Source organism: Serratia sp. PL7, assembly GCF_945957435.1.
The window spans coordinates 1,691,865-1,715,491 of sequence record NZ_CAMFLB010000001.1 but is presented as its reverse complement, the minus strand read 5'-3'; the positions used below and the strand labels follow the sequence as shown (position 1 = coordinate 1,715,491).

Sequence of the window (23,627 nt, the reverse complement as noted above, 5' to 3'; positions counted from 1 at the left end):
TCACTGAGTGACAACCGGTGCCGGTTGTGAAGGGGATCACAACCGGGCGCGGCAGCGCCCGGCGGGAAGGATTATTCTGCCTTGGGCGAGCGATCGCGCATCACCCACTGGCTGGCGATCACCAGCACCAGCGACAGCAGCAGCAAAATGGTGGCCAGCGCGTTGACCTCCGGCGAGACGCCGACTTTCACCATCGAGTAGATCTTCAGCGGCAAAATCTCGTAGCTCGGCCCGGTGACAAAGGAGGAGACGACCACGTCGTCCATCGACAGGGTAAAGCTCAGCAGCCAACCTGCCGCCACCGCCGGCATCGCCAGCGGCAGGATGATTTTGCGCAGGATGGTGAACTCGCTTGCGCCGAGATCGCGCGCGGCTTCCAGCATCTTCACGTCGAAGCCTTTCAGGCGCGCGTAGACGGTCACTACCACGAACGGCAGGCAGAAGGTGATGTGCGAGAACAGCAGCGACCAGAAGCCGAGCGAAATGCCCAGCAGCATGAACAGCACCAGCAGCGAGATGGCCATTACGATGTCCGGCGACATCATCACCACGAACAGCATGCCGCCGACGAACGGCTTGCCGCGGAAGCGGTAGCGGTACAGCGCCACCGCGGTCAGCGAGCCGATCAGGGTGGCGAAGGTAGCGGAGAGCACCGCCATGGTCAGCGAGTGCCCCGCGGCCTGCAGCAGGCTGTCGTTATTCAGCAGCGTGGCGTACCACTTGGTGGTGAATCCTTGCCAGTTGATGCCAAAGCGCGAAGCGTTGAAGGAGTTGACGATCAGGATGACGATCGGGATATACAGATAGGCGTATACCAGCGTCATAAAGCCGCCGCGTAGCAGACGTCCGATCATGCCAGATCCTCCTTCTTGTTCAGCAGGCGGGCGGCCCGGTAATAGACCAGCAGCAACAGCCCCATCACCAGCGTCAGGCAGATGCTGGTGGCCGCGCCGAACGGCCAGTCGCGGATATTGAGGAACTGGCTTTTAATCACGTTGCCGATCAATAGATTCTTGGCGCCGCCCATCAGATCGGCGACGAAGAACAGCCCCATCGCCGGCAGCACCACCAGCAGGCAGCCGGCGATAATGCCCGGCATGGTCAGCGGCACGATGATGCGGATAAAGGTCTGCAGCTTGCTGGCGCCGAGATCGCGCGCCGCCTCCAGGCAGGATTTATCGAGCTTTTCGATGCTGGAGTAGAGCGGCATCACCATAAACGGCAGCAGAATATACACCAGGCCGAGGATCACCGCTTCCGAGGTGTACATGATGCGCAGCGGCTTGTCGATGACGCCGATCCACAGCAGCGCGTCGTTGAGATAGCCGCGGGTGCTGAGAAACAGCTTCAGGCCGTAGATGCGGATCAGCGAGTTGGTCCAGAAGGGCACGATCAGCAGAAACAGCAGCAGCGGCCGCACCTTCTGCGGCAAGCGCGCCAGGATAAAGGCGAACGGATAGCCGATCACCAGGCAGCACAGGGTGGCGATCAGCGCCATGTTCAGCGAGTGCAGCAGCACCTGGGCGTACAACGGGTCGAACAAGCGCCGGTAGTTATCCAGCGTGAACACCATCTGCACCAGATTGGCGTCGTCGCGGGTCAGGAAGCTGGTGCCGATGATCATCAGGTTCGGCATGAACACGAACAACAGCAGCCAGGCGACGACGCCGACGATCACCACATTCTGGAAGACTTTACGCGATTTCTTCATCGGCCAGCACCACCTCCCAGCTTTCGACCCAGGTCACCGCCATCTTCTGGTTGAGCGAGTGATCGACGTCCGGATCGTCTTCGTTGAAGAACTCGCTGACCATCACCGTTTTGCCGTTCTCCAGCTCGACCACCGACTCCAGCGTCATGCCTTTGTAGTTGCGCTCACGCACGTAACCGATCAGCCCGTCGTGCTGCGCGCTGTCGTTCACTTCTTCCACCCGCAGATCTTCCGGGCGCAGCAGCACCTTCAGCTTTTGGCCCGGCTCCACCGGCAGATCGGCATAGATGTCGCACTCGCGGCCTTCGACGTTGGCGCGCACCCGCTGTGAATCGAGGCGCTCCAAAACCACCGCGTCGAAGATGTTAATCTCGCCGATGAAGCTGGCGACGAACAGATTCTTCGGCTCTTCGTAGATCTCACGCGGCGTGCCGTCCTGCTCGATGCGGCCTTCGCGCATCACCACGATGCGGTCCGACATGGTCAGCGCTTCTTCCTGATCGTGGGTGACGAACACGAAGGTGATGCCCAGCTTGCGCTGCAGCGCCTTCAGCTCGTTCTGCATCTGCTTGCGCAGCTTGTAGTCCAGCGCCGACAGCGATTCGTCCAGCAGCAGCACTTTCGGCTTGTTGACCACCGCGCGGGCGATGGCCACGCGCTGCTGTTGGCCACCGGAGAGCTGGCCCGGCCGGCGCTTGGCGAACGTATCCAGCTGCACCATGCGCAGCGCCTCTTCGACGCGCGGCGTCAGTTCCGCCGCTGGCACCTTTTGCATGCGCAGGCCGAAGGCGACGTTGTCGAACACTGACATGTGCGGAAACAGAGCGTAGCTCTGAAACACGGTGTTGACGTGGCGATGCTCGGCCGCAATGGCGGTGATGTCCTGGCCGTCGAGCGCGATGCGGCCCCGATCGGCGTCTTCCAGACCGGCGATCAGGCGCAGCACCGTGGTTTTGCCACAGCCGGAGGGGCCGAGAATGGTGAGGAATTCGCCGTGATTAATCGTCAGATCCAGATCGGCAATGATGGTTTTGCCATCGAACGCTTTGCTCAGGGCATGCAGTTCAACAAGGGGAGTCGGAGAGGATGTCTCAGTCATTTATCGTATTACTCTATCCCGTGGGCTAATGCAGATAGAACCGCAACTGGAAAAGACTGCCGGAGCTTGCGGGATGCCCGCTGATCAAATGAAGCTCAAACCAGTTACGCCAATGGAAATTTTTCGAGCGCGCATGATAGACGCTGAATGCCGGAATTGAAAGCCGATCCGGCCCAGATGCCGCGTTTTTCATCATGATAGCGACAAATGACCCTGTGATGACAGCATTATTCCTCTCAGAAATCATCACAAAGATTAATGATATTGGCGAATTCTGGTTAAAAATGACCTGACGCAATATTTGATCCTGATCGGTTCCGCATAATGAAACGCGATATTCTGAGGGGCCGCTACCATGGACAAATTACTTGACCGCTTTTTCAACTACGTCTCTTTCGACACCCAGTCCAAAGCGAACGTAAAGCATGTGCCGAGCACCGACGGGCAGTTGAAGCTGGCGCGTGCGTTGCAGCAGGAAATGATCGCGCTCGGCTTCGAGCGGGTGTCGCTCAGCGAACACGGCTGCGTGATGGGCACCTGGCCGGGTAACGTCGCCTGGCCGGTGCCGGCGGTCGGTTTTATCGCCCATCTGGATACTTCGCCGGATTTCAGCGGCAAACACGTCAATCCGCAGATCGTCGAGAACTATCGCGGCGGCGACATTGCGCTCGGCATCGGTGATGAAGTGCTGTCGCCGGTGATGTTCCCGATCCTGCACCAGATGCTGGGGCAGACGCTGATCACCACCGATGGCAAAACGCTGCTGGGCGCCGACGACAAGGCCGGCATCGCCGAGATCCTCACCGCCATGGTGCGCCTGCGCGCGCGCAAAATCCCGCACGGCGACATCCGCGTGGCCTTCACCCCGGACGAGGAGGTGGGCAAAGGGGCGCAGCTGTTCGACGTGGCGGCCTTCAATGCCGAATGGGCTTACACCGTGGACGGCGGCGGCGTCGGCGAGTTGGAGTGCGAGAACTTCAACGCCGCCTCGGTGACGATCAAAATCCTCGGTAACAGCGTGCACCCCGGCAGCGCCAAGGGCGTGATGGTCAACGCGCTGTCGCTGGCGACCCGCATTCATCAGGCACTGCCGGCGGACGAAGCGCCGGAGACCACCGAAGGCTACCAGGGCTTTTATCACCTCAGCAGCATCAAGGGCAGCGTGGAGCGCGCCGAAATGCACTATATCTTGCGCGACTTCGAGCGTGAGGGGTTTGAGGCGCGTAAGCGCAAGATGGTGGACATCGCTCGCGAGGTCGGCAAAGGCCTGCCCCGCGATTGCTATATCGAAGTGAGCATCGAAGACAGCTATTACAACATGCGCGAACAGGTGGCGGAGCACCCGCACGTGATTGCGCTGGCGCAGCAGGCGATGCGCGACTGCGACATCGAACCGGTGATGAAACCGATCCGCGGCGGCACCGACGGCGCGCAGCTGTCGTTTCGCGGCCTGCCGTGCCCGAACCTGTTCACCGGTGGCTACAACTACCACGGCAAGCACGAGTTCGTGACGCTGGAAGGTATGGAGCAAGCGGTGGCGGTGATCATGCGCATCGCGGCGCTGGCCGCCGAGCGGGCGCGGTAAACGGGACGCTTGCGATCGGCATAATCGCTTGCCGCAACAAGGCGTTGCTCATAGTGTGGAGGTACATTCCCCACGCATAAGGACCGCATGATGAGCACCGAATACCGTATCGCCAGCCCGCATTTGGCGCAGTTCGTTCAGGCGATTTGGCGCCAGGCCGGCAGTACGGCGCGCGAAGCCGAGCTGGTGGCCGATCATCTGGTGCAGGCCAATCTGGCCGGGCACGATTCGCACGGCGTCGGCATGATCCCCAGCTACATGGCGTCGTTGGCGCAGGGGCAATTACAGCTCAATCAGCACGCCGAAGTGGTGCGCGACGCTGGCGCGGTGCTGACGCTCGACGGCGCGCGCGGCTTCGGTCAGGTGGTGGCCAGCGAAGCGATGGCGCTGGGCATTGAACGCGCCGGCAAGCTGGGCCTGGCGGCGGTGGCGCTGCACAATGCGCACCATATCGGCCGCATCGGCCATTGGGCGGAACAGTGTGCCCGCGCCGGTTTTATCTCGATTCACTTCGTCAACGTGGTGGGCGATCCGATGGTGGCGCCGTTCGGCGGCAGCGATCGCCGCTTCGGCACCAACCCGTTCTGCGCCATTTTCCCGCGGCCGGGCCGCACGCCGCTGCTGTTGGATTTCGCCACCAGCGGCATCGCCTTCGGCAAGACTCGGGTGGCCTATAACAAAGGCTTGTCGGTGGCGCCGGGCTATCTGATCGACGAACACGGGCAACCCACCACCGAACCGAAGGTGATGCACGAAGCGCCGTTCGGGTCACTGTTGCCGTTCGGCTTGCACAAAGGCTATGCGCTGGCGGCGATGTGCGAGATCCTCGGCGGCGCGCTCTCCGGCGGCCGCACCACCCACGACGCTACGCTGAAAGCCGACAGCGACGCCATCTTCAACTGCATGACGACCCTGATCCTCGATCCTCAGGCCTTCGACGCCCCGCAAATGCAGGCCGAGGCCGAAGCGTTTATCGGCTGGGTGAAGGCGTCGCCGCCGAGCGGCGAACAGCCGATCGCGGTGCCGGGAGAATGGGAAGAGGCCAACCGCGCGACGCGGCTGGAGCAGGGCATACCGATAGACGCCAATACCTGGCGGCAGATTTGCGCGGCGGCGGAGCAGGCGGGCATGGCGAATGAAGCGCTGGCCGGCTTTCGCGCGCAGGCGCGGCAGGCATAAAAAAAGCCACCCGATAGGGTGGCTTGTTCGCGTACTCGCAATCAGTCGTTAAAGTACCAATAGCCGCTGTTGACCAGCGCGGTCAGCAGCGCCAGGAATGACGGGTCGTCCACCGCGTCGCCGAGCAGGGCGGCGTCGACGCTGAAGTGCTGGCACAGGGCATCTGCGGCCTGCAGCTGGTCGGTGTCGATCAGTTCGCCGTTGACGAAGCAGCGATCGCCGACCCGCAGCACGCGCAACCCGCCCAGGCGCTGCAGCGCTTCACCCTGTTGCAGCAGTTCGTAGATTTCCCCGGCCTGATACGGTGGCTCCGGCGGCGCCAGATCCAGCTCGTGGCGCGATTGGGAGATAAACTCGCCGAACCAGTGCTGGAAGTGTTCCGGCTGTTGCACCAGATCCAGCATCATCTGCCGTAAGGCGTCCACTTCCTGCGGCAGGATCTCCGCCGGGTGTTCGCGCAGTTTAACGTCCGGATCGCCGTAGCGTTTGCTGCCCAGCTCGCGTGCCAGCACGTAATCGGCGAAGCCGCTCACTAGCTCGCGGCCGTTCGGCGCGCGGAAGCCCACCGAGTAATTGAGCGCGTTTTCCAGCGCGTAGCCTTCATGCGGGAAGCCCGGCGGAATGTAGAGAATGTCGCCCGGCTCCATCTCTTCGTCGATGATGGCGTCGAACGGTTCGACCTGCAGCAGATCCGGGTGCGGGCAGTGCTGTTTCAGCGGCGTTTTTTCCCCGACGCGCCAGCGGCGGCGGCCAGTGCCCTGAATGATGAACACGTCGTACTGATCGAGGTGCGGGCCGACGCCGCCACCCGGCACCGAGAAGGAGATCATCAGGTCATCCATCCGCCAGTCCGGCAGCTGGCGGAACGGGCGCATCAGCGCGGCGGAAGGCTCATGCCAGTGGTCCACCGCCTGCACCAGCAGCGACCAGTTGTTTTCGCTCAGGTGATCGAAGCTCTCGAAGGGGCCGTGCGCAACCTGCCAACGGCCGTCCTGGTGGCTGACCAGGCGGCTGTCCACTTCGTTTTCCATCGCCAGCCCGGCCAGCTCATCCGGGGAGATCGGATCGATAAAGTTTTTGAAGCCGCGCTTCAGAATCACCGGACGCTTTTGCCAATAGCGTTGCAAAAAATCGTTCCAGTCCAGATCTAATTGATAATCCATGTTCTATTCCAGGATAGAGGAGTGAGCCTGAGTGCGATTATAACGGAAGTTTGGCCCCGTGGATCGGGGCCGCAGCGGCATAATTTACTCGTTGTGGTGGGTGTCGTGCTGGCGGGCGAAGGTGACCTGCATGCGCGCGCCGCCGAGCGGACTGTCGCTGATGACGATTTCGCCGTCGTATTGTTCGATGATCTCCGCCGCCACCGACAGGCCAAGGCCCTGGCCGGGGCGCAGGGTATCCACCCGCTGGCCGCGCTGGAAGATCAGCTGGCGCTTGCTTTCCGGGATGCCCGGGCCGTCGTCGTCGATGACGATGGTGAGATTTTTCTCTGAGTGCAGCGAGGTGATTTCCACGAACTCCAGGCAGTATTTGCAGGCGTTTTCCAACACGTTGCCCATCACTTCCATAAAGTCGTTCTTCTCGCCCATAAAGGTCACTTCCGGCGAGATATCCAGCGTGATCACCACCCCTTTGCGCTGGTAAACCTTGTTCAGCGCCACCACCAGGCTGTCGAGCAGCGCCGGCACCGAGTGGATCTCGCGCGTCAGCACCGTCTGGCCGGAGTTGATGCTGGCCCGGTGCAGGTAGTAACCGATTTGCTGAGAGATGCGCCCGATCTGATCCAGCATGATCGGCTCGGCTTCTTCGATGGTGGTCTGCTTGCCGCTGCGCAGCGAGCGCAGGGTGCTTTGCAGCACCGCCAGCGGCGTTTTCAGGCTGTGGGTCAGATCCGACAGGGTGGTGCGATATTTGGTGTAGCGCTGGCGCTCGTTGCGCACCAGAATGTTCAGATTGCGCACCAGCCCGCGCAGCTCGCTGGGCGGATTCTCATCCAGCTGATCGCGCTCGCCGTTCTCCAGTTCGCCCACCTGATTGACCAGCGCCTTGATCGGCCGTAGGCTCCAGTAGGCCGCCAGCCACAGCAGTGGCACCACCAGCAGCAGATTGGCCAGCAGCACGTAGCTGAACCACTCCCACACCACGTCTGAGCGCTGCAGCTCCTGCGGAATGCTGTCGACCACCACGATGGTCAACGCCGGCAGCCGGGCCGTGGCGGCATAGGTGTTGACCGCCACCGAGTGCGTCAGCGCGTTCTGATCGGTATCGTCATAATTCTTCAGCTGATCCTGCGCTTTGGGGTTATCCCCCAGCACTTCGCTACTGATGCGGGTATCGGTGTCAATTTCGTAGAAGCCGGACTCTTCCAGCCATTCCTTGTTGATCAGCTTCTCCAGCTCCGGCACTTTGCGCTGGCTCCAGAGCAGGTTGCCCTTATCGTCGTAGATAAAGACCAGCGTCGGGAAGTTGAGATCGATATCGGGGGGGATGGCGATGGTGAGCTTGTTGTCTTTCCACTGCGCCAGGCTGAAGAACAGGTTGCTCTCGCCGCGCAGCAGGCGGAAGGCGGTCTTGTCGAAGCTGACGATGTAGCCGACGACCGCCACCAAACCGTAAGAGAGCGACAGCGCCAGGATCACCCCGGCGGTCGCCATCAGGAAGCGGGCGCGCAGCGAAAACGGTTTTTTATTCTTGTTGAACATCATGTTCACTTCGCGTCAAAACGATAACCCTGGCCACGTACCGTGGTGATCACTTCATGCGGGTATTCCGCCTGCACCTTTTTACGCAAACGTCCCATCAGCACGTCGATGGTATGGCTTTCGCGCAGCTCGGCGTCCGGGTAGAGCTGCAGCATCAACGAATCCTTGCTCACCACCTTGCCGGCGTTGCGGATCAGGGTCTCGATGATGGTGTATTCAAAAGCGGTCAGCTTGATCTGCCGATCGTTGACGCTCAGTTCGCGGCGCGACAGATCGATCTGGAACGGGGGCAGCACGATCACCTGCGAAGCCAGGCCGCTGTTGCGGCGCATCAGCGCCTGCATGCGGGCGATCACTTCTTCCAGGTGGAACGGCTTGGTGACATAGTCGTCGGCGCCGGCTTCCAGCACCGCCACTTTGTCCTGCCAGCTTTCGCGGGCGGTCAGCACCAGGATCGGCAGTTTGGTCTGGTGCGCGCGCCAACGGCGGATCAGGCTCAGGCCGTCTTCGCCCGGCAGGCCGAGATCGACGATGGCAATATCCGGCGCGTGTTCCTGCAGGAAATAATCGGCTTCCTTGGCGTCTTCGGCCGCGTCGACCTGATGGCCCATCTCGCGCATCTGAACGGAAAGGTGGTGGCGCAGCAAACCATTATCTTCAACAACCAGTACTCGCATGGCGAACTCCTGTGACTGTGCGGGTGAACGTCCTGTCACCCACGCGATAAAAGGGAACACGCTCTGCGGCGTGTCAGGGGATAACGCGGCCACCTGAACCATTTTGACAAAAAGTGCTGAGGCTATGGTAGGTATAACCCGCCCGGCTCGCAAGAGAACCGAAGCAATGTATTAAAATAAGCGTTATCAATTTGTTCGCCGACATTATCGACAAGTTCTGATAAACGTCGGATAAACAGCGACGGGGCAACGTTAAACGCAACTTAAACGCGCCAGGCATTGTCGCGAAAGCAAAATGTGAACCGGGGCGCTTGATAAGCTTTAAAGGTACTAATAAGGTATTATCGAGGTATCGGCATATTTTCTCAGGAGCGACGGATGAAGCAGTTAACCCAGGCAGAACGCATAGCGGGCGCACTTTACGGACAGATGCTGGGCGACGCGCTCGGCATGCCTTCCGAGCTGTGGCCGCGCGAGCGGGTTAAGCGCCATTTCGGTTGGATAGACGGTTTCCTTGATGGGCCGGCGGAGAACTCGGCCGCCTGCTACTTCAAGGCCGGGCAATATACCGACGATACCGCGATGGCGTTAGCGCTGGCCGATGCGCTGCGGGAAGCGAAAGGCGAGGTGGTGCCAGAGTTGATCGCCCGCAACGTGATCCGCTGGGTGGACAGTTTTGACGCCTTCAACAAGAACATTCTCGGCCCCAGTTCCAAACTGGCGCTGAGCGAGCAGAAAGCGGGAACGCCAATCGCCGAGTTGGAAAACAACGGCATCACCAACGGTGCGGCGATGCGCATTTCGCCTTTGGGCTGCGTGCTGCCGTCTGCGCCGCTGGAGGAGTTCTGTCAGCAGGTGTGGCTGGCCTCCAGCCCGACGCACAAATCTGACATCGCCGTCGCCGGGGCCGTCGCGATCGCTTGGGCGGTTGCGCGGGCGGTGGAGGGCGCGGACTGGGCCTCGATTCGCCTGGCGCTGCCGGGCGTGGCGGAGTATGCCCAGCGCCGTCAGGAGACGACGTTCAGCCCCTCGTTGGCGGCGCGTATCGAGCTGGCGTTTCAGGTGGTGGATGAAGCCAGCGATCCCGAGCAGGCCTCCGAGCGGGTGTATCAACTGATCGGCGCCGGGGTCAGCACCATCGAGTCGGTGCCGGCGGCGCTGGCGATGGTGCAGCTGGCGCAAACCGACCCTACCCGGTGCGCCGTGCTGTGCGCCAACCTGGGCGGCGATACCGACACCATCGGTGCGATGGCCACTGCGATTTGCGGCGCGCTGCATGGCGCTGAAGCGATCGAAGCCGGGTTGCTGGCGGAGTTAAAACGGATGAATCCGCTGGATATCGAGGCTTACGTTCAGGCGTTCGTGCGCTTTCGCCGCCGCCGGCAGGGCGAGGCATAACGGATCAGCTTTCGCTGGTAAACTCGTACATGTCGCTGCGGCAGAAGCTTTCGCTGTATTCGATCGGCTTCTTGCTGTGGTCGAACAGCGTTTGACGCACGATCAGCAGCGGCATCGGTTCTGATAATTGCAGCGCCCGGCGGATGTCGTCGTCGGCCATCGCCGCGCTGACCTGGCTGCGCAGCGATCCCATTTCGACGTTATTGCGCCGGAAGTAGTCGTACAGCGAGATGCCGATCTCGTCGACGTTGGCAATCGCCGCCACCACCACGTAGGACACCGCCACCGACATCGGCCGCCGATCGATCAAGTGAATGCGTTTGAGTGTGTAGATCGGCGTTCCGGCCGCCAGCTGCAGCTTTTCCGCCAGTTCAGCGCTGGCGGGTACCCGCTCGCGGCTGATCCATTGCGTATCTGGCCGGCGCCCCTGCTGTAACACCTCGCTCGAGAATCCTTTGACGTCTGCCAAAGAATAGAACAGCTTCGGTTCGGGCCGTTGCAGTTGGATAAAGGTGCCGTAACCGCGTGAACGGCCGATGAGGCCGTCCTGCTCGAGGCAGGCCAACGCTTTGCGTACCGTGATGCGCGAGATGCCGAGCCGTTCGGTGAACAGGCGCTCGCTGGGCAAAAAATCCCCCGCATTCAGCAATCCTTGATCGATAGCCTGGCGCACCGAGGCGTTGAAGCACAAATACAGCGGCATCGCGCCCGCGCTGGCCAGATCCTGCTGCAGTTTGTCCAGCAGACGCTGGTTGGTCTCCTTGCTCATAGCCGACGGAAATCCTGTAGCCGCATTGCGATGGCTTATTTAAGGGGATTTCGCCGGGCAGCGCAACTGCCGCCGCCCGGCGATAACGATGGGTGGGCATAGGATGCCCACTGGTTCATGGCTGAGACGGGTTATCGCCGGAACGAATGTTTTTCACCTGATCGGCGCTGACCGCCGGGGCGCTGTTACCCCAACTGGTGCGCACGAAGGTCGCGAGCTGAGCGACCTGTTCATCGCTCAACCGCCAACCGAAGTCCGGCATGGTCAGGCCGGTAGGCGCACCGATGGTTACCGGCGTCCGTGAGCCGTGGAGGATGATGCTGATCAGCGACGACGGATCTTCGCTCAGCAACGCCGGATTGCGTGCCAGCTGAGGAAACGTGTTGCGATACCCCTGGCCGTCGCTACGGTGGCAGGCAGCGCAGTTGTCCAGGTAGGTTTGTGCGCCGGGCGTGTTGACCTTACCGGTGAACAACGCCTGGGCGATGCCGTCGTTGCGCGGCGGCGATGACTTCTCATCACCGGCAGGCAGCGATTTCAGGTAGACCGCGATCGCTTTCAGATCGTCATCGTTCAGATGTTGCGTGCTGTCCTGTACCACCTCCACCATTGAGCCGAAGGCGGCGAAACGTTGGGTATGGCCGGTTTTCAGAAAGCGCGTGATCTCCTGCGCACTCCAGTCCCCTAAGCCGCTGGCGGTATCGGCGCGCAGGTTAGCGGCATGCCAGCCCTCCAACGTCCCGCCGCTCAGATAGGCTGTATCGCTTTGGCTGAGCGCCTTTTCCTGGAAGCCGATACCGCGCGGCGTGTGACATGTGCCGCAGTGACCGAGCCCCTGAACCAGGTAGGCACCGCGATTCCACTCGGCGCCGCGCTGCGCATCCAGCTGATAAACACCGTCTTCGCGAAAGATCAGATCCCACAATGCCAGCGGCCAACGCATGCTGAGCGGCCAGGGAATGTCGCTTTCCCGATTCGGCTGCGCCACTGCGCTGACCTTTTGCGTGAAATACAGATAAAGATCGCGGATATCGTCATCGTTGATTTTGGCAAACGACGGGTAGGGCATGGCCGGGTACAGCCGCCTGCCGTCGCGCGCGATGCCTTTGCGAAGCGCATCGGCGAACTCGGGCAGGCTGTACCCGCCGATACCGGTTTGGCGATCGGGCGTGATGTTGGTGGAGTAAATAGCGCCGATCGGCGTGGTCATCTTCAGGCCACCTGCGAAGAGGGCGCCGCCGGGCGCGGTGTGGCAGGCCGCGCAATCCCCTGCGCGCGCCAGATATTCACCGTGTTCAATTCGCGCCGTGGAAGGGAGGGCGTCGGCCGCCTTAACCGCACCTGCGGCGAGCAACAGCAGCACCGGCAATGTGGGTGTAAATCCTTTCATCTTGAGCTCCTTAGGCGTTATGCCTGCACCAGCGGGCCAGGGTTTTTCAGGTATTGCTCGCGGATCGCTTCGGCAGAGTGATAAGCCAGCGCGCCGACGATGCCGGTTGGGTTGTAGGCCAGGTTCTGCGGGAATGCACAGGCGCCAGTGACGAATACATTGGGCACGTCCCAGCATTGCAGGTATTTGTTCACCACGCTGGTGACCGGATTGTCGCCGATGATGGCACCGCCGGTAGTGTGAGTGGATTGGTAGGGGCGCACGTCATAATGATCGCCGGTTTTTCTTACCGAGATAGCCATCTGCTTTGGTTTCATAGCGTTGGCGATGTCCGCCATTTTAGCGGTGATATGCTGGGTCATTTTGATCTCATTCGATTTCCAGTCGAAGGTCATACGCAGCAGAGGCTGACCGTAGGCGTCTTTATAGGTGGGATCCAAATCCAGATAGCAATCGCGGTATGGCATCACCGATCCTTCCGAGCCGATGCTCATTGAGTGCGGGTAATTGTCGCGGATGCCTTGTTTCCAGCCGCTGCCCCAGTTCGGCGTGCCCGGCGGCAGCATCATTTGCTGGATAGGCCGACCGCCGGTGCGGGTGGCGGAGATGTAGGCGCCGCCGATAAAACCGAGATCGGCGTGGTCGAAGTTTTCCCCGTTAAGATCGTCGATCACCGTTCCGGCGGCACCGGCGCCGATAAAGGGATTGAAATGGGTATCGCGATCGTAAAAGAGAGAAATGCCGCTGTTCATTTGATAGGCGTAGTTCTTGCCGACCACGCCCTCACCAGTGACCGGATCATAGGGTTTTCCGATGCCGGAAAGCAGCAGCAGGCGAACATTATGGAGTTGGAAAGCGCTGAGGATCACCAGATCGGCGGGTTGCTCTACTTCACGCCCTTGCTCGTCGATGTAGGTGACGCCGGTGGCCTTTTTGCCGCTGCTGTCCAGATTGACCTTGATCACCTGCGCCTGGGTGCGCAGCTCAAAGTTTTTACGCTGTGTCAGTACCGGCAGGATGGTCGACTGCGGCGAGGCCTTGGAGTACATGAAGCAGCCGAAACGTTCGCAGTAACCGCAGAAGTTACAGGGGCCAAGCTGCACGCCGTACGGGTTGGTATAGGGTTCGGAACAGTTGGCGGCGGGGATAGCAAACGGATGGTAGCCTAGCGATTCGGCGGCTTTGCCAAACAGTGAGCCCGAGTAGAGCTGTTTAAGCGGCGGCGTCGGGTAGTCATTGCTACGCGGCCCTTCGAACGGATTGCCGCCCTTGATGAGCTCACCCTGCAGATTACCGGCCTTACCGGCGGTGCCGCACACCTTCTCGAACTTGTCGAAGTAAGGCTCCAACTCCTGGTAGCTGAGGGGGTAGTCCTGTAACGTCATGCCTTCCGGGATCCAGTTGGCGCCGTATTTTTCAGTGAGGGTGGTGTGCAGTTTGAGATCGGAAGGCAGGGCGCGCCAGTGCATGCCGTTCCAGTGCACGCCGGCTCCGCCGACGCCGTTGCCCGGCAAAAAAGAGCCGAGCTGGCGATAAGGCACCGCGAAATCCGCCGGCGTATGGCGCACGGTGACGGTTTCATGCGCCATTTCCTGCGCCAGCTTGAGGCGAATGCCGTAAGTCAGTTCATCGGCGATACGCGGATAAGCGAAATCAGGGTAGGTATCGCGCCGTTCACCGCGTTCCAGCGCCAGCACTTGCAGGCCGCTGTCGGTCAATTCCATTCCCATAATGGCGCCGGTCCAGCCAAAGCCGACGATCACCACATCTACCGGTGGTTTTTTTATTGTGCTCATGATTATGCATTCCTTTTGCTGGAGATACTGACCGGGTGAAGAGGATAGGGTTGGTTGGGTTTGTTGACCCAATCGGCGAAGTCCGCGCGCGCACCGGGGAAGCCTATCAATTTCCATGATGCCAGCGTTTGGTTGCCGCCGTGGATCGGATCGGCCAGATAACCTTCTTTGGTGTTTTGCAGCAGCTGTTCGAAGAAAGCTTTACCCGGCAAGGTATCCGCATCGAGTTGGCCGCTTTCCAACGCGGTCAACAGCTGTTCTTGCTCGCCATGAGACAGCTCGGCGAAAACTTTGCCGAACTGACGTTGACAGAGCTCATTGAACGCGAGGATACCGTTGCGATAGGTCTCGCGCGGCGTCAGTTTGGACTGATAGCCCAACTCCGGCGCCGATGGCACGAACGGCGGGTGCATGTACCACAGGCCGCCATGGCCGTAGGGTGTTTCCATTTGGCGATCGATGAATACCGGGACCCCCTGATCGACGGCTCCGGGGCCGTTCTCGTCGCTGGGGATCAGCCGATCGCAGGCCGCCAGCAAGAATCGCCACTCTTCGTTGTTGAAATAAACCGGAACGTAATTCGGCGAGATGCCCGCAGCCGGCGCTGCCTGGGCGTTTACCATCATGAGACCGTTACCGGCAGCGGCTAACGGGATCAGCGCCAGCGTTTTTTTCAAAAATTCACGCCGGGGCGGCGTAGGGATATGCTGTTGCGACATAATTCCACCTTGAACATGCTTCACAGTAATGCCCGCGCAGGTTTTGCATCACCTGCGCCGTCGCTCTCCAGCGACGGTAAACAGGCGGGGAAAGGAGAGGTCGTCTATCACCATATATAGTTAGCAAGCTACTTGTATGGTAATTGAGTCTAAGATCGAGAAGTGTGAAGAAACAATAAATGATCTGTTTCAAAACGTTTTTTTTACATTTCAGTTGATCGGGATCAATTTGTTAACATTCACGGTGAGCCGGCGAAGTGCAATAAGGTCGTGTTCCGCTTAACTCACATTGGAGTGCCATGGAAAACTGCATCAACGAGCCGTATGCCATAGAAGAGGCGATCGCGGCGGCTTTTTCGCCAGGTCTGCAACAAGGCCTGACCCGGCGTTCGGCGCTGCATCAGGCTCTGTTGCAACTGATTGCCGCCGGAGAACTGCCCTGGCGGGCGAAGCTGCCGCCGAGCCGTGCGTTGGCTGCCCGGCTGACGGTGGCGCGCGACACGGTGGAACAGACCTACGCGCGGCTGGAGGCTGAGGGGTTCATCAGCCGAACGGTGGGGCGCGGCAGCTTTGTGCGTTATCGTAGTGACACGCTGCTCGGCCGTGAACTGCTGACGACGGCGACGGGGCAAGAGGCGCGGCTGGCGGAGCGCGAGCTGAGCGATCGCGGCCGGGCGCTGCTGGCGGTCAGCCATACGCCGCACACCTGCCGCCAGGCTTCGCTGACGCCTTCGCTGGCGGACCTGCGGGCGTTCCCCATCGAGCAATGGCTGCAGCAGGAAAAGCAGGCGCTACGGCGGCACGGCGAGCGATTATTGGGGTATGCCGATCCGCAAGGGCTGCCGGAGCTGCGCGCGGAGATCGCGCACTATCTGCAGCGGGAGCGGGGCGTCAAGGCGATGGCGGAACAGGTGATCGTGGTCACCAGCTCTCAGCAGGCGTTGGCGTTGTGTACGCAGGTGCTGTTCGATCCCGGCGATGCGGTATTCGTCGAAGAGCCGGGTTACCAGGGGGCAAAAAAACTGGTGCAGTCGGCGGGGCTGCAGGCGCGGCCGATCGGCATCGATGAACAAGGGCTGGACGTCGGGCAGTTGATGCAGGCTTCGGGCGGCGGGCGGGGCGTTTACATTACGCCGTCCCATCATTACCCGCTGGGGTATTCGCTGAGCCTCGAGCGGCGGCTGGCGCTGTTGCAGTGGGCGCAGCGCTGCCGGGCCTGGATCATCGAAGACGACTACGACGCCGAGTTCAACTACGACCGGCAAACCAAGGCGGCGCTGCAGGGGCTGGACAGCGGCGGGCGTACGCTGTATATCGGCACCTTCAGCAAGACGCTGTTTCCGGGGCTGCGCATCGGTTTCATGATCGCGCCGCCTCAATTGGTGCGGCCCTTGGTCGCCGCCAGGCAGTTTCAGGACGGCTACACGTCGGCGCTGGCGCAGATGACGCTGTTCCACTTCCTGCACGAGGGCGGCTACGCTGAGCATCTGCGCAATATGCGCACGCTGTACAAAGCGCGGCTGGACGTGCTGTACGACGCGGTGCATCGTCACCTTGCTGCCTGGACGCGTCCGGCGCTGCCGCAGGGCGGGCTGCAGCTGGTTTGCCCGTTGGCGGATGCGGCGACGGAGCGGCGGCTGGTGGTGGCGGCCGCCGAAAGGGGGATACGGCTGTACGGCCTGGCGGACTTCTACACCGGCACACCGCAGCGCGGGGCGTTGGTACTCGGCTTCTCGGCCTATACGCCGGATGAGATCGTGCGCTTTATCGCCACGCTGGCGCAGGTGTTCAACGCGCTGCCGGTGGAAAGCGATGGCTAAAATTGGTCTGCTCTGCGTTTTGAATTGGTCCGTATTACGCCGCCGCCGCGCGGTGTATTCTGCCGCTATCCGATTATTTCCCTAATGGAAATAATATCTTACACCGTGAGGCGCTATGAACCCATCAAACCCTGAAGTGACTATCCGCAGAATCAATGGCGACGACAAAGCGCAATGGCTGGCGCTCTGGCAGGGCTATCTCGACTTTTACCGCGCCGATGTGGCGCCGCAGGTGACCGATCGCACCTTCGAACGCCTGGGGCAGGATGAACAGGTGTACGGGCTGGTGGCGGAGGATGCCAACGGCCAGCTACTGGGGCTGATGAACCTGGTGTTCCACCCGTCCACCTGGAGCGCAGTCGGCTATTGTTATATCGAAGATCTCTATGTGTCGCCGCAGGCGCGTGGCCATAAGGTGTCGGAAAAGCTGTTCGAACAGGCGTACCGATTGGCAGAGACGCGCGGCAGCGATCGGGTCTACTGGATGACCCAGGAGTACAACGCGCCGGCGCGCTCGCTGTACGACAAAATCGGCAGAAGAAGCTCGTTTATCGTTTATACCCGTTAACCGCAGGAGGCGTGTATGGCAATGAATCGTTATGGTCAGCCGATTGGCGAACCGATGCCGGATTGGCAGCCGGCTCGCCGTCCGGGCGGCGCGACGCTCGGCGGGCGTTTCTGCTCGCTGGCGCCGCTCGAGCCGCAGCGGGATTACGCCGCGCTGTTCGAGGCGTTTCAACTGGCGCCGGACGGCCGCGACTGGACCTATCTGTCTATCGAGCGGCCCGATACGCCGGCGGCGATGCTGCAGCATCTGGAAACGCTGCAGGCCAACCCGACGCTGGTTAATCTGACGGTGTTCGACGCCGCCAGCGACGCGCCGGTGGGCACGGTGGCGCTGATGCGCATCGACGAGGCCAATGGCGTGCTGGAGATCGGCCACGTCAGCTGGTCGCCGTTGATGAAACAGCGCTCCAGCGCCACCGAGGCTATCGCGCTGCTGCTGCGCTATGCCTTCGACACGCTGGGCTACCGCCGCTGCGAGTGGAAGTGCGACAGCCATAACGCGCCCTCCCGCCAGGCTGCGCTGCGCTTTGGCTTTCGCTACGAGGGTAACTTCCGCTATGCGGTGATCGTCAAGGGGCGCAGCCGGGATACCGACTGGTTCGCCATCACCGCCGACCGGTGGCCGACGGTACGACAGGCGCTGGCGCGCTGGCTGAGCGCGGACAACTTCGATGCGCAGGGGCGGCAGATAGCTCGGCTGCAGGTGTTGCGCGGCGAATAATAAGCAAAAAGGCGGCCCGCGGGCCGCCTTTTTATCGGGCTAAAGCGCTTACTTCAGCTCGTCGACCAGGGTGGTGGCGCGGCCGATGTAGTTGGCAGGGGTCATCGCCTTCAGACGGGTTTTCTCTTCTTCCGGCAGCGCCAGGCCATCGATGAACGCCTGCATGCCGGCAGCGTCCACGCGCTTGCCGCGGGTCAGCTCTTTCAACTTCTCGTAAGGCTTCTCGATGCCGTAGCGGCGCATCACGGTCTGGATCGGCTCGGCCAGCACTTCCCAGTTGTGATCCAGTTCGTCCAGCAGGTGTGCCTGATTCACTTCCAGCTTGCTGATGCCTTTCAGGGTGGCCTGGTAGGCGATCAGCGCATAGCCCAGGCCCACGCCCAGGTTACGCAGCACGGTGGAATCGGTCAGGTCGCGCTGCCAACGGGAGACCGGCAGTTTGCCCGCCAGGTGGCCCAGCACGGCGTTGGCCAGGCCCAGGTTGCCTTCGGAGTTTTCGAAGTCGATCGGGTTGACCTTGTGCGGCATGGTGGAAGAACCGATTTCGCCGGCGATGGTCTTCTGCTTGAAGTGGTTCAGGGCGATGTAGCCCCAGATGTCGCGGTCGAAGTCGATCAGAATGGTGTTGAAACGCGCTACGCAGTCGAACAGCTCGGCGATGTAGTCATGCGGCTCGATCTGGGTGGTGTACGGGTTCCAGGTGATGCCGAGCGAGGTCACGAACGCTTCGCTGAACTGATGCCAGTCCACTTCCGGGTAAGCGACGATGTGGGCGTTGTAGTTGCCGACCGCGCCGTTGATTTTACCCATGATCTCCACGCGCTCCAGCTGGCGGTATTGGCGCTCCATGCGGTAAGCCACGTTGGCGAACTCTTTGCCGACGGTCGACGGGGTCGCCGGCTGGCCATGGGTGCGCGACAGCAGCGGGATATCGCGGTATTCCAGCGCCAGCCCTTTCAGCGCATCGATGATTTTACGCCAGTAAGGCAGCACCACGTCCTGACGGGCGCTTTGCAGCATCAGCGCGTGCGACAGGTTGTTGATGTCTTCGGAGGTGCAGGCGAAGTGGATGAACTCGGACACCGCGTGCAGCGCAGGCACCGCCGCCACTTTTTCCTTCAGGAAATACTCGACCGCTTTCACGTCGTGGTTGGTGGTGCGCTCGATGGTTTTGATACGCTGAGCGTCTTCTTCGTTGAATTCAGCGACGATTTTGTCGAGGAAAGCGTTTGCGTCGGCGTCAAAAGCGGGAACTTCCTTGATTTCTGCGCAGGCGGCCAGTTTTTGCAGCCAACGTACTTCAACCTGTACGCGGAATTTCAGCAGACCGTATTCGCTGAAAATGGGGCGCAGTGCGCTGACTTTATCACCGTAGCGTCCATCAACGGGGGAAACGGCGGTCAGTGAGGATAATTCCATCGGTAGCAACTCCTGGGATCGATTAACAATGAGCAACGATATTTTGCGCCTGCTTGAACAGACGATTACGGGAAAACATTAACTGCAGGCGGCTGCCGCCAACCTGTTGCCACAGCACGGCGGCGCGAATGCCGGCCAGCAGCGTGGCGCGAACCTTGGCCTGCACCTGCGGGTTCTGCAAGATAGCCGGCGAGCCGGTTACCTGGATACGCGGCCCGAGCGGGCTGACCACGTCGACGTAAATGCCGGCCAGCGCGCTGATGATGGTGTCTGACTCAAGATCGAAGTGCGCCAGCTGGCGTTCGAGTTGGCCGAGGCGTTCACCGAGCGTGTTCATCGCCTGTTTGTTGGCGTTGAGCTTGCGCTCCAGCACCATCAGGCTGATGGTGTAGCGGGTCAGTTCCGCGCCCGGCCCTTTGTTGTTGGCGTTAAGCACGCCCATCAGGGTTTCGAGGCCGACCATCAAATTGCGCTCCTCGCCGCCGAACACCGCCAGCGTGGAGGGCGGGTCCATCTGCAGCAGGCTTTTCAGCGAGGTCTGAAAGGCTTCGCGATTGCATTGCCCTTCGTGGGCCAGCTGCTGAACCAAACGCGCCGCCTGGCTGATGCCCGCCATGGCCAGCGTGATGTCATAATAATTCTTCGCCACGAATACTCCTGTAAACGCTGTGAACGGTACATGGCTTACTGCATAAGGTTGTGTGTATCGCCAGGGTAACGGCGGCGGCCGCGAACGGGAACGATCGGGCGTGGCTGTAACAACGATGACAACGAATGCCGCGGATCATGCCACAAAATCGAGGGTAAACCCAGCGTCTAATACGCCTGCGGCAAGGCGGATGCGCCGTGCGGCGCAGAACTGCGCAAATAGGCGGCGAAAATCGCCGGCGCGGCGGTGCGAACTTATTGTTGCGGCGACAAATAAAGTGCGGTGGCTGCATCTATACTGCCAACGTGAACCCTTAAATAAAGACCTCTATATGCACGTAAAAAACAAGCAGCCACTGCCGGCGGTAACGCTGGCGGCCATCGGCGTGGTGTACGGCGATATCGGTACCAGCCCGCTGTATACCTTGCGCGAATGCCTGACGGCGGAGGAGGGCATCACCCTGACGCCGGCCTCGATTTACGGCTTTTTGTCGCTGATTTTCTGGCTGCTGACGCTGGTGGTGTCAATTAAGTACATTTGTTTTGTGATGCGTGCCGACAACGACGGCGAGGGAGGCATTCTGACACTGATGTCGCTGGCGATCCGCAAGCTGGATGCACGCTGGGTACCGGCGGCGGTGCTGATCGGGCTGGTGGGCGGCAGCTTCTTTTACGGCGACGGGGTGATCACTCCGGCCATTTCGGTGCTCTCGGCCATCGAGGGGCTGCAGATTATCGCCCCCGAGCTGGACAGCTTTATCGTGCCGCTGTCGCTGCTGGTGCTAACCGCGTTGTTCGCGATCCAAAAGCGCGGTACCGGCAGCGTCGGCAAATTGTTCGCCCCGGCGATGGTTATCTGGTTCCTGACACTCGCGCTGCTGGGCATCGGCGGCATTCTGCATCACCCCGGCGTGCTGCGGGCGCTGAACCCTTACTGGGCGGTGAATTTCTTCCTCGAATACAAGGCGGTGTCATTCTTTGCGCTGGGCATGGTGGTGCTGTCGGTCACCGGTGCCGAAGCGCTGTACGCCGATATGGGCCACTTCGGTAAAAAGCCGATCCGTTTGGCGTGGTTTACGCTGGTGGCGCCGGCGCTGGTGTTGAACTACTTCGGCCAGGGAGCGCTGTTGCTGGCCAATCCGGCGGCGATCAACAACCCGTTTTTCCTGCTGGCGCCGACCTGGGCGCTGCTCCCGCTGCTGGTGATTGCCACGCTGGCGACGGTGATCGCCTCGCAGGCGGTGATCTCCGGCGTGTTCTCGCTGACGCGCCAGGCGGTGCGGCTGGGCTACCTGCCGCCGATGCGTATCATCTATACCTCCGATCAGGAATCCGGGCAGATTTACATTCCGGTGGTGAACTGGCTGCTGTTCGCAGCGGTGCTGATCGTGATTATCAGTTTCAAACACTCCAGCAACCTGGCGTCGGCTTATGGCATCGTGGTGACCGGCACCATGCTGCTGTCGTCGATTTTGCTGAGCATTGTGGCGGTGAAAAACTGGGGCTGGCCGCGCGCGTTGGGCGGGCTGATGCTGCTGGTCATGCTGTGCATCGACGTACCGCTGTTCGGTGCCAACCTGATCAAGCTGGCGACCGGCGGTTGGCTGCCGGTGGCGCTTGGGCTGACGATTCTGCTGATCATGCTGACCTGGAAGACCGAGCGTTCGCGTCTGATCCGCCGGTTGCGCGACAATCAGGAAGGGCTGAGCGCGCTGATCGAGTCGCTGGAGAAAGCGCCGCCGAAGCGGGTGCCGGGCACCGCGGTGTTTATGGAGCGCACACCGCATGCGGTGCCGCTGGTATTGTTGCACAACCTGAAGCACAACAAGGTGTTGCATGAGCGTGTGGTGCTGCTGACCATCGTCACCACCGACATGCCGTACGTGCACAACGTGCAGCGGGTGGCGATTGAACAGCTGTCGGCGAGCTTTTGGCGGGTGGTGGCAAGCTACGGCTGGCGCGAGACGCCCAACGTGACGGACATCCTTTATCGCTGCGGGCTGGAGGGGATGAGCTTCACCATGAACGAGACCTCGTTCTTCATGTCGCGCGATACGCTGGTATTAGGCAAGCGCCCCTGGTATCTGCGCGTGCGTGGCAAGGTATTCCAGCTGTTGCAGCGCAACGCGCTGAGGGCGCCGGATCTGTTCGAAATCCCGCCGAATCGGGTGATTGAACTGGGGGCACAGGTGGAATTTTGAATAAAAAAAACGCTGCGGTAAACGCAGCGTTTTTCTTGCGACAGACGAATTATGCCAGGCGCTGTTCGATAATGCCGCCGCCGAGGCAGATTTCGCCCTGGTAGAACACCGCCGACTGGCCGGGGGTGACGGCGGAGACCGGCTCGTCGAAACGCACTTCGATGCGTTCGCTGTCGAGTGGGGTCACGGTGCAAGGGATGTCCTGCTGGCGATAGCGGGTCTTCACCGTGCAGCGGAACGGGCCGGTCAGCGGCAGACGATCAACCCAGTGCAACTGCTGCGCGATAAGGCCGACGGACATCAGGCGCGGGTGATCGTGCCCCTGCGCGACCACCAGCACGTTGTTGGCCACGTCTTTATCCACCACGTACCACGGATCTTCGCTGCTGTCTTTCATACCGCCGATGCCCAGCCCTTTGCGCTGGCCCAGGGTGTGATACATCAGGCCCTGGTGTTCGCCGACGGTCTGGCCGTCGACGCTGACGATCGGGCCCGGCTGCGCCGGCAGGTAGCGGCCGAGGAAGTCGCGGAATTTACGTTCGCCGATAAAGCAGATACCGGTGGAGTCTTTCTTCTTGGCGGTGACCAGCTCCAGTTGCTCGGCGATGCGGCGCACCTCCGGCTTCTCCAACTCCCCGACCGGGAACAGGCTTTGCGCCACCTGCTCGTGGCTCAGGGTATAGAGGAAGTAGCTCTGATCTTTGTTGCCGTCGACGCCGCGCAGCAGGCGGCTCTTGCCGTCCACGTCCTGGCGACGCACGTAGTGGCCGGTGGCGATAAAATCGGCCCCAAGATCTTCGGCGGCAAACTCCAGGAAGGCTTTGAATTTGATCTCTTTATTGCACAGGATGTCCGGGTTCGGCGTGCGGCCGGCCTTGTACTCTTCCAGGAACAGCTCAAACACGTTGTCCCAGTATTCCGCCGCGAAGTTCACCGTGTGCAGTTCGATGCCCAGCTTGTCGCAGACCGCTTGCGCGTCGGCCAGATCGGTCGCGGCGGAGCAGTACTCTTCGTCGTCGTCTTCTTCCCAGTTTTTCATGAACAGCCCAGCGACCTGATAGCCCTGTTGCTGTAACAGATAGGCGGTAACGGAGGAGTCGACGCCGCCGGACATACCGACGATTACTTTTTTCTGGCTGTTGTCTGACATGGGGATCTCACGAACTTGAACACGAACCGTGCTGATAAAAACAAGCGCAGGATTTTACCACGTTGGCCGCGCC

General features: G+C 60.9%; 21 protein-coding genes. 7 read left to right on the top strand and 14 right to left on the bottom strand.

The features are described from left to right. Positions 1-71 precede the first annotated feature (71 nt). The 4 genes from potC to N6G83_RS08180 are packed head-to-tail and all read right to left on the bottom strand — an operon-like array spanning position 72 to position 3,108. Positions 72-854 (bottom strand): spermidine/putrescine ABC transporter permease PotC, encoded by a 783-nt coding sequence (gene potC, locus N6G83_RS08195; protein WP_043141506.1) that lies wholly within the window; start codon positions 852-854, stop codon positions 72-74. Further along, complete coding sequence (potB, locus tag N6G83_RS08190) at positions 851-1,711, bottom strand: spermidine/putrescine ABC transporter permease PotB (protein WP_025302510.1); 861 nt, start codon at positions 1,709-1,711, stop codon at positions 851-853. Before potB ends, potC begins: the two co-directional genes overlap by 4 nt. After that, positions 1,695-2,810, bottom strand: a complete 1,116-nt coding sequence (potA, locus tag N6G83_RS08185; protein ID WP_060432905.1) for a spermidine/putrescine ABC transporter ATP-binding protein PotA — start codon at positions 2,808-2,810, stop codon at positions 1,695-1,697. Before potA ends, potB begins: the two co-directional genes overlap by 17 nt. A gap of 25 nt (positions 2,811-2,835) precedes the next feature. Further along, positions 2,836-3,108 carry a hypothetical protein gene (locus N6G83_RS08180; RefSeq protein ID WP_141997848.1) on the bottom strand — a complete coding sequence of 91 codons (273 nt, stop codon included), beginning with the start codon at positions 3,106-3,108 and terminating at the stop codon, positions 2,836-2,838. A 57-nt stretch (positions 3,109-3,165) separates the two neighbouring features. Here N6G83_RS08180 and pepT point away from each other — a divergent pair, with 57 nt between their 5' ends. Together pepT and N6G83_RS08170 are read left to right on the top strand one after the other, a co-directional pair. Further along, on the top strand, positions 3,166-4,395 hold the full coding sequence (gene pepT, locus N6G83_RS08175; RefSeq protein WP_004941154.1) for a peptidase T: 1,230 nt from the start codon (positions 3,166-3,168) through the stop codon (positions 4,393-4,395). A gap of 90 nt (positions 4,396-4,485) precedes the next feature. Continuing rightward, positions 4,486-5,574, top strand: coding sequence for a malate/lactate/ureidoglycolate dehydrogenase (locus tag N6G83_RS08170; protein ID WP_043141499.1), 1,089 nt, complete (start codon positions 4,486-4,488; stop codon positions 5,572-5,574). Positions 5,575-5,615: 41 nt separating this feature from the next. Here the strand turns inward: N6G83_RS08170 and N6G83_RS08165 are convergent, their stop codons facing one another. The 3 genes from N6G83_RS08165 to phoP form a co-directional block, all read right to left on the bottom strand. Then, the gene (locus tag N6G83_RS08165; protein WP_004941161.1) at positions 5,616-6,737 is read right to left on the bottom strand and encodes a cupin domain-containing protein; all 1,122 of its coding nucleotides are present in this window, start codon (positions 6,735-6,737) and stop codon (positions 5,616-5,618) included. Between the two features lie 84 nt (positions 6,738-6,821). After that, positions 6,822-8,279, bottom strand: a complete 1,458-nt coding sequence (gene phoQ / locus N6G83_RS08160; RefSeq protein WP_025160271.1) for a two-component system sensor histidine kinase PhoQ — start codon at positions 8,277-8,279, stop codon at positions 6,822-6,824. Positions 8,280-8,284: 5 nt separating this feature from the next. Further along, a complete protein-coding gene (gene phoP, locus N6G83_RS08155; RefSeq protein ID WP_025302513.1) occupies positions 8,285-8,956 on the bottom strand; it encodes a two-component system response regulator PhoP in 672 nt (223 codons plus the stop codon). Positions 8,957-9,334: 378 nt separating this feature from the next. Here phoP and N6G83_RS08150 point away from each other — a divergent pair, with 378 nt between their 5' ends. Beyond that, entirely contained in the window at positions 9,335-10,354 is a 1,020-nt protein-coding gene (locus N6G83_RS08150; protein WP_025302514.1) for an ADP-ribosylglycohydrolase family protein, read from the top strand. A 4-nt stretch (positions 10,355-10,358) separates the two neighbouring features. Here N6G83_RS08150 and N6G83_RS08145 read toward each other — a convergent pair whose 3' ends face one another. From N6G83_RS08145 to N6G83_RS08130, 4 genes are all read right to left on the bottom strand, one after another. Beyond that, positions 10,359-11,123, bottom strand: coding sequence for a GntR family transcriptional regulator (locus tag N6G83_RS08145; protein WP_197770056.1), 765 nt, complete (start codon positions 11,121-11,123; stop codon positions 10,359-10,361). A 115-nt stretch (positions 11,124-11,238) separates the two neighbouring features. Beyond that, a complete protein-coding gene (locus N6G83_RS08140; protein WP_025302516.1) occupies positions 11,239-12,513 on the bottom strand; it encodes a c-type cytochrome in 1,275 nt (424 codons plus the stop codon). A gap of 17 nt (positions 12,514-12,530) precedes the next feature. Next, positions 12,531-14,309, bottom strand: coding sequence for a GMC family oxidoreductase (locus tag N6G83_RS08135; RefSeq protein ID WP_025302517.1), 1,779 nt, complete (start codon positions 14,307-14,309; stop codon positions 12,531-12,533). A 2-nt stretch (positions 14,310-14,311) separates the two neighbouring features. Beyond that, positions 14,312-15,028 (bottom strand): gluconate 2-dehydrogenase subunit 3 family protein, encoded by a 717-nt coding sequence (locus N6G83_RS08130; protein WP_025302518.1) that lies wholly within the window; start codon positions 15,026-15,028, stop codon positions 14,312-14,314. Between the two features lie 299 nt (positions 15,029-15,327). Between N6G83_RS08130 and N6G83_RS08125 the strand changes: the two genes are divergently transcribed. The 3 genes from N6G83_RS08125 to N6G83_RS08115 all read left to right on the top strand — a co-directional run bounded on the left by N6G83_RS08125 (position 15,328) and on the right by N6G83_RS08115 (position 18,136). Beyond that, positions 15,328-16,848 carry a PLP-dependent aminotransferase family protein gene (locus tag N6G83_RS08125; RefSeq protein WP_260515091.1) on the top strand — a complete coding sequence of 507 codons (1,521 nt, stop codon included), beginning with the start codon at positions 15,328-15,330 and terminating at the stop codon, positions 16,846-16,848. Between the two features lie 115 nt (positions 16,849-16,963). Continuing rightward, the gene (locus N6G83_RS08120; protein WP_049204193.1) at positions 16,964-17,416 is read left to right on the top strand and encodes a GNAT family N-acetyltransferase; all 453 of its coding nucleotides are present in this window, start codon (positions 16,964-16,966) and stop codon (positions 17,414-17,416) included. 15 nt (positions 17,417-17,431) lie between these two features. Beyond that, complete coding sequence (locus tag N6G83_RS08115; RefSeq protein WP_025302521.1) at positions 17,432-18,136, top strand: GNAT family N-acetyltransferase; 705 nt, start codon at positions 17,432-17,434, stop codon at positions 18,134-18,136. A 48-nt stretch (positions 18,137-18,184) separates the two neighbouring features. On the opposite strand, the gene purB is transcribed toward N6G83_RS08115, so the two are convergent. Then, entirely contained in the window at positions 18,185-19,555 is a 1,371-nt protein-coding gene (purB, locus tag N6G83_RS08110; protein WP_033652066.1) for an adenylosuccinate lyase, read from the bottom strand. A 22-nt stretch (positions 19,556-19,577) separates the two neighbouring features. Continuing rightward, on the bottom strand, positions 19,578-20,204 hold the full coding sequence (gene hflD / locus N6G83_RS08105) for a high frequency lysogenization protein HflD (RefSeq protein WP_025302523.1): 627 nt from the start codon (positions 20,202-20,204) through the stop codon (positions 19,578-19,580). A 331-nt stretch (positions 20,205-20,535) separates the two neighbouring features. Here hflD and kup point away from each other — a divergent pair, with 331 nt between their 5' ends. Beyond that, positions 20,536-22,404: a low affinity potassium transporter Kup gene (gene kup / locus N6G83_RS08100; RefSeq protein ID WP_025302524.1), complete on the top strand. Its 1,869-nt coding sequence runs from the start codon at positions 20,536-20,538 to the stop codon at positions 22,402-22,404. Between the two features lie 49 nt (positions 22,405-22,453). Here kup and mnmA read toward each other — a convergent pair whose 3' ends face one another. Further along, a complete protein-coding gene (gene mnmA / locus N6G83_RS08095) occupies positions 22,454-23,554 on the bottom strand; it encodes a tRNA 2-thiouridine(34) synthase MnmA (protein WP_025302525.1) in 1,101 nt (366 codons plus the stop codon). Between the last annotated feature and the right edge of the window lie 73 nt (positions 23,555-23,627).

What these genes read in the sequence shown, in the direction of transcription:
- potC (WP_043141506.1), bottom strand. Translation starts at nt 854, where the DNA reads ATGATCGGACGTCTGCTACGCGGCGGCTTTATGACGCTGGTATACGCC.
- potB (WP_025302510.1), bottom strand. Translation starts at nt 1,711, where the DNA reads ATGAAGAAATCGCGTAAAGTCTTCCAGAATGTGGTGATCGTCGGCGTC.
- potA (WP_060432905.1), bottom strand. Translation starts at nt 2,810, where the DNA reads ATGACTGAGACATCCTCTCCGACTCCCCTTGTTGAACTGCATGCCCTG.
- pepT (WP_004941154.1), top strand. Translation starts at nt 3,166, where the DNA reads ATGGACAAATTACTTGACCGCTTTTTCAACTACGTCTCTTTCGACACC.
- N6G83_RS08170 (WP_043141499.1), top strand. Translation starts at nt 4,486, where the DNA reads ATGAGCACCGAATACCGTATCGCCAGCCCGCATTTGGCGCAGTTCGTT.
- N6G83_RS08165 (WP_004941161.1), bottom strand. Translation starts at nt 6,737, where the DNA reads ATGGATTATCAATTAGATCTGGACTGGAACGATTTTTTGCAACGCTAT.
- phoQ (WP_025160271.1), bottom strand. Translation starts at nt 8,279, where the DNA reads ATGTTCAACAAGAATAAAAAACCGTTTTCGCTGCGCGCCCGCTTCCTG.
- phoP (WP_025302513.1), bottom strand. Translation starts at nt 8,956, where the DNA reads ATGCGAGTACTGGTTGTTGAAGATAATGGTTTGCTGCGCCACCACCTT.
- N6G83_RS08150 (WP_025302514.1), top strand. Translation starts at nt 9,335, where the DNA reads ATGAAGCAGTTAACCCAGGCAGAACGCATAGCGGGCGCACTTTACGGA.
- N6G83_RS08145 (WP_197770056.1), bottom strand. Translation starts at nt 11,123, where the DNA reads ATGAGCAAGGAGACCAACCAGCGTCTGCTGGACAAACTGCAGCAGGAT.
- N6G83_RS08140 (WP_025302516.1), bottom strand. Translation starts at nt 12,513, where the DNA reads ATGAAAGGATTTACACCCACATTGCCGGTGCTGCTGTTGCTCGCCGCA.
- N6G83_RS08135 (WP_025302517.1), bottom strand. Translation starts at nt 14,309, where the DNA reads ATGAGCACAATAAAAAAACCACCGGTAGATGTGGTGATCGTCGGCTTT.
- N6G83_RS08130 (WP_025302518.1), bottom strand. Translation starts at nt 15,028, where the DNA reads ATGTCGCAACAGCATATCCCTACGCCGCCCCGGCGTGAATTTTTGAAA.
- N6G83_RS08125 (WP_260515091.1), top strand. Translation starts at nt 15,328, where the DNA reads ATGGAAAACTGCATCAACGAGCCGTATGCCATAGAAGAGGCGATCGCG.
- N6G83_RS08120 (WP_049204193.1), top strand. Translation starts at nt 16,964, where the DNA reads ATGAACCCATCAAACCCTGAAGTGACTATCCGCAGAATCAATGGCGAC.
- N6G83_RS08115 (WP_025302521.1), top strand. Translation starts at nt 17,432, where the DNA reads ATGGCAATGAATCGTTATGGTCAGCCGATTGGCGAACCGATGCCGGAT.
- purB (WP_033652066.1), bottom strand. Translation starts at nt 19,555, where the DNA reads ATGGAATTATCCTCACTGACCGCCGTTTCCCCCGTTGATGGACGCTAC.
- kup (WP_025302524.1), top strand. Translation starts at nt 20,536, where the DNA reads ATGCACGTAAAAAACAAGCAGCCACTGCCGGCGGTAACGCTGGCGGCC.
- mnmA (WP_025302525.1), bottom strand. Translation starts at nt 23,554, where the DNA reads ATGTCAGACAACAGCCAGAAAAAAGTAATCGTCGGTATGTCCGGCGGC.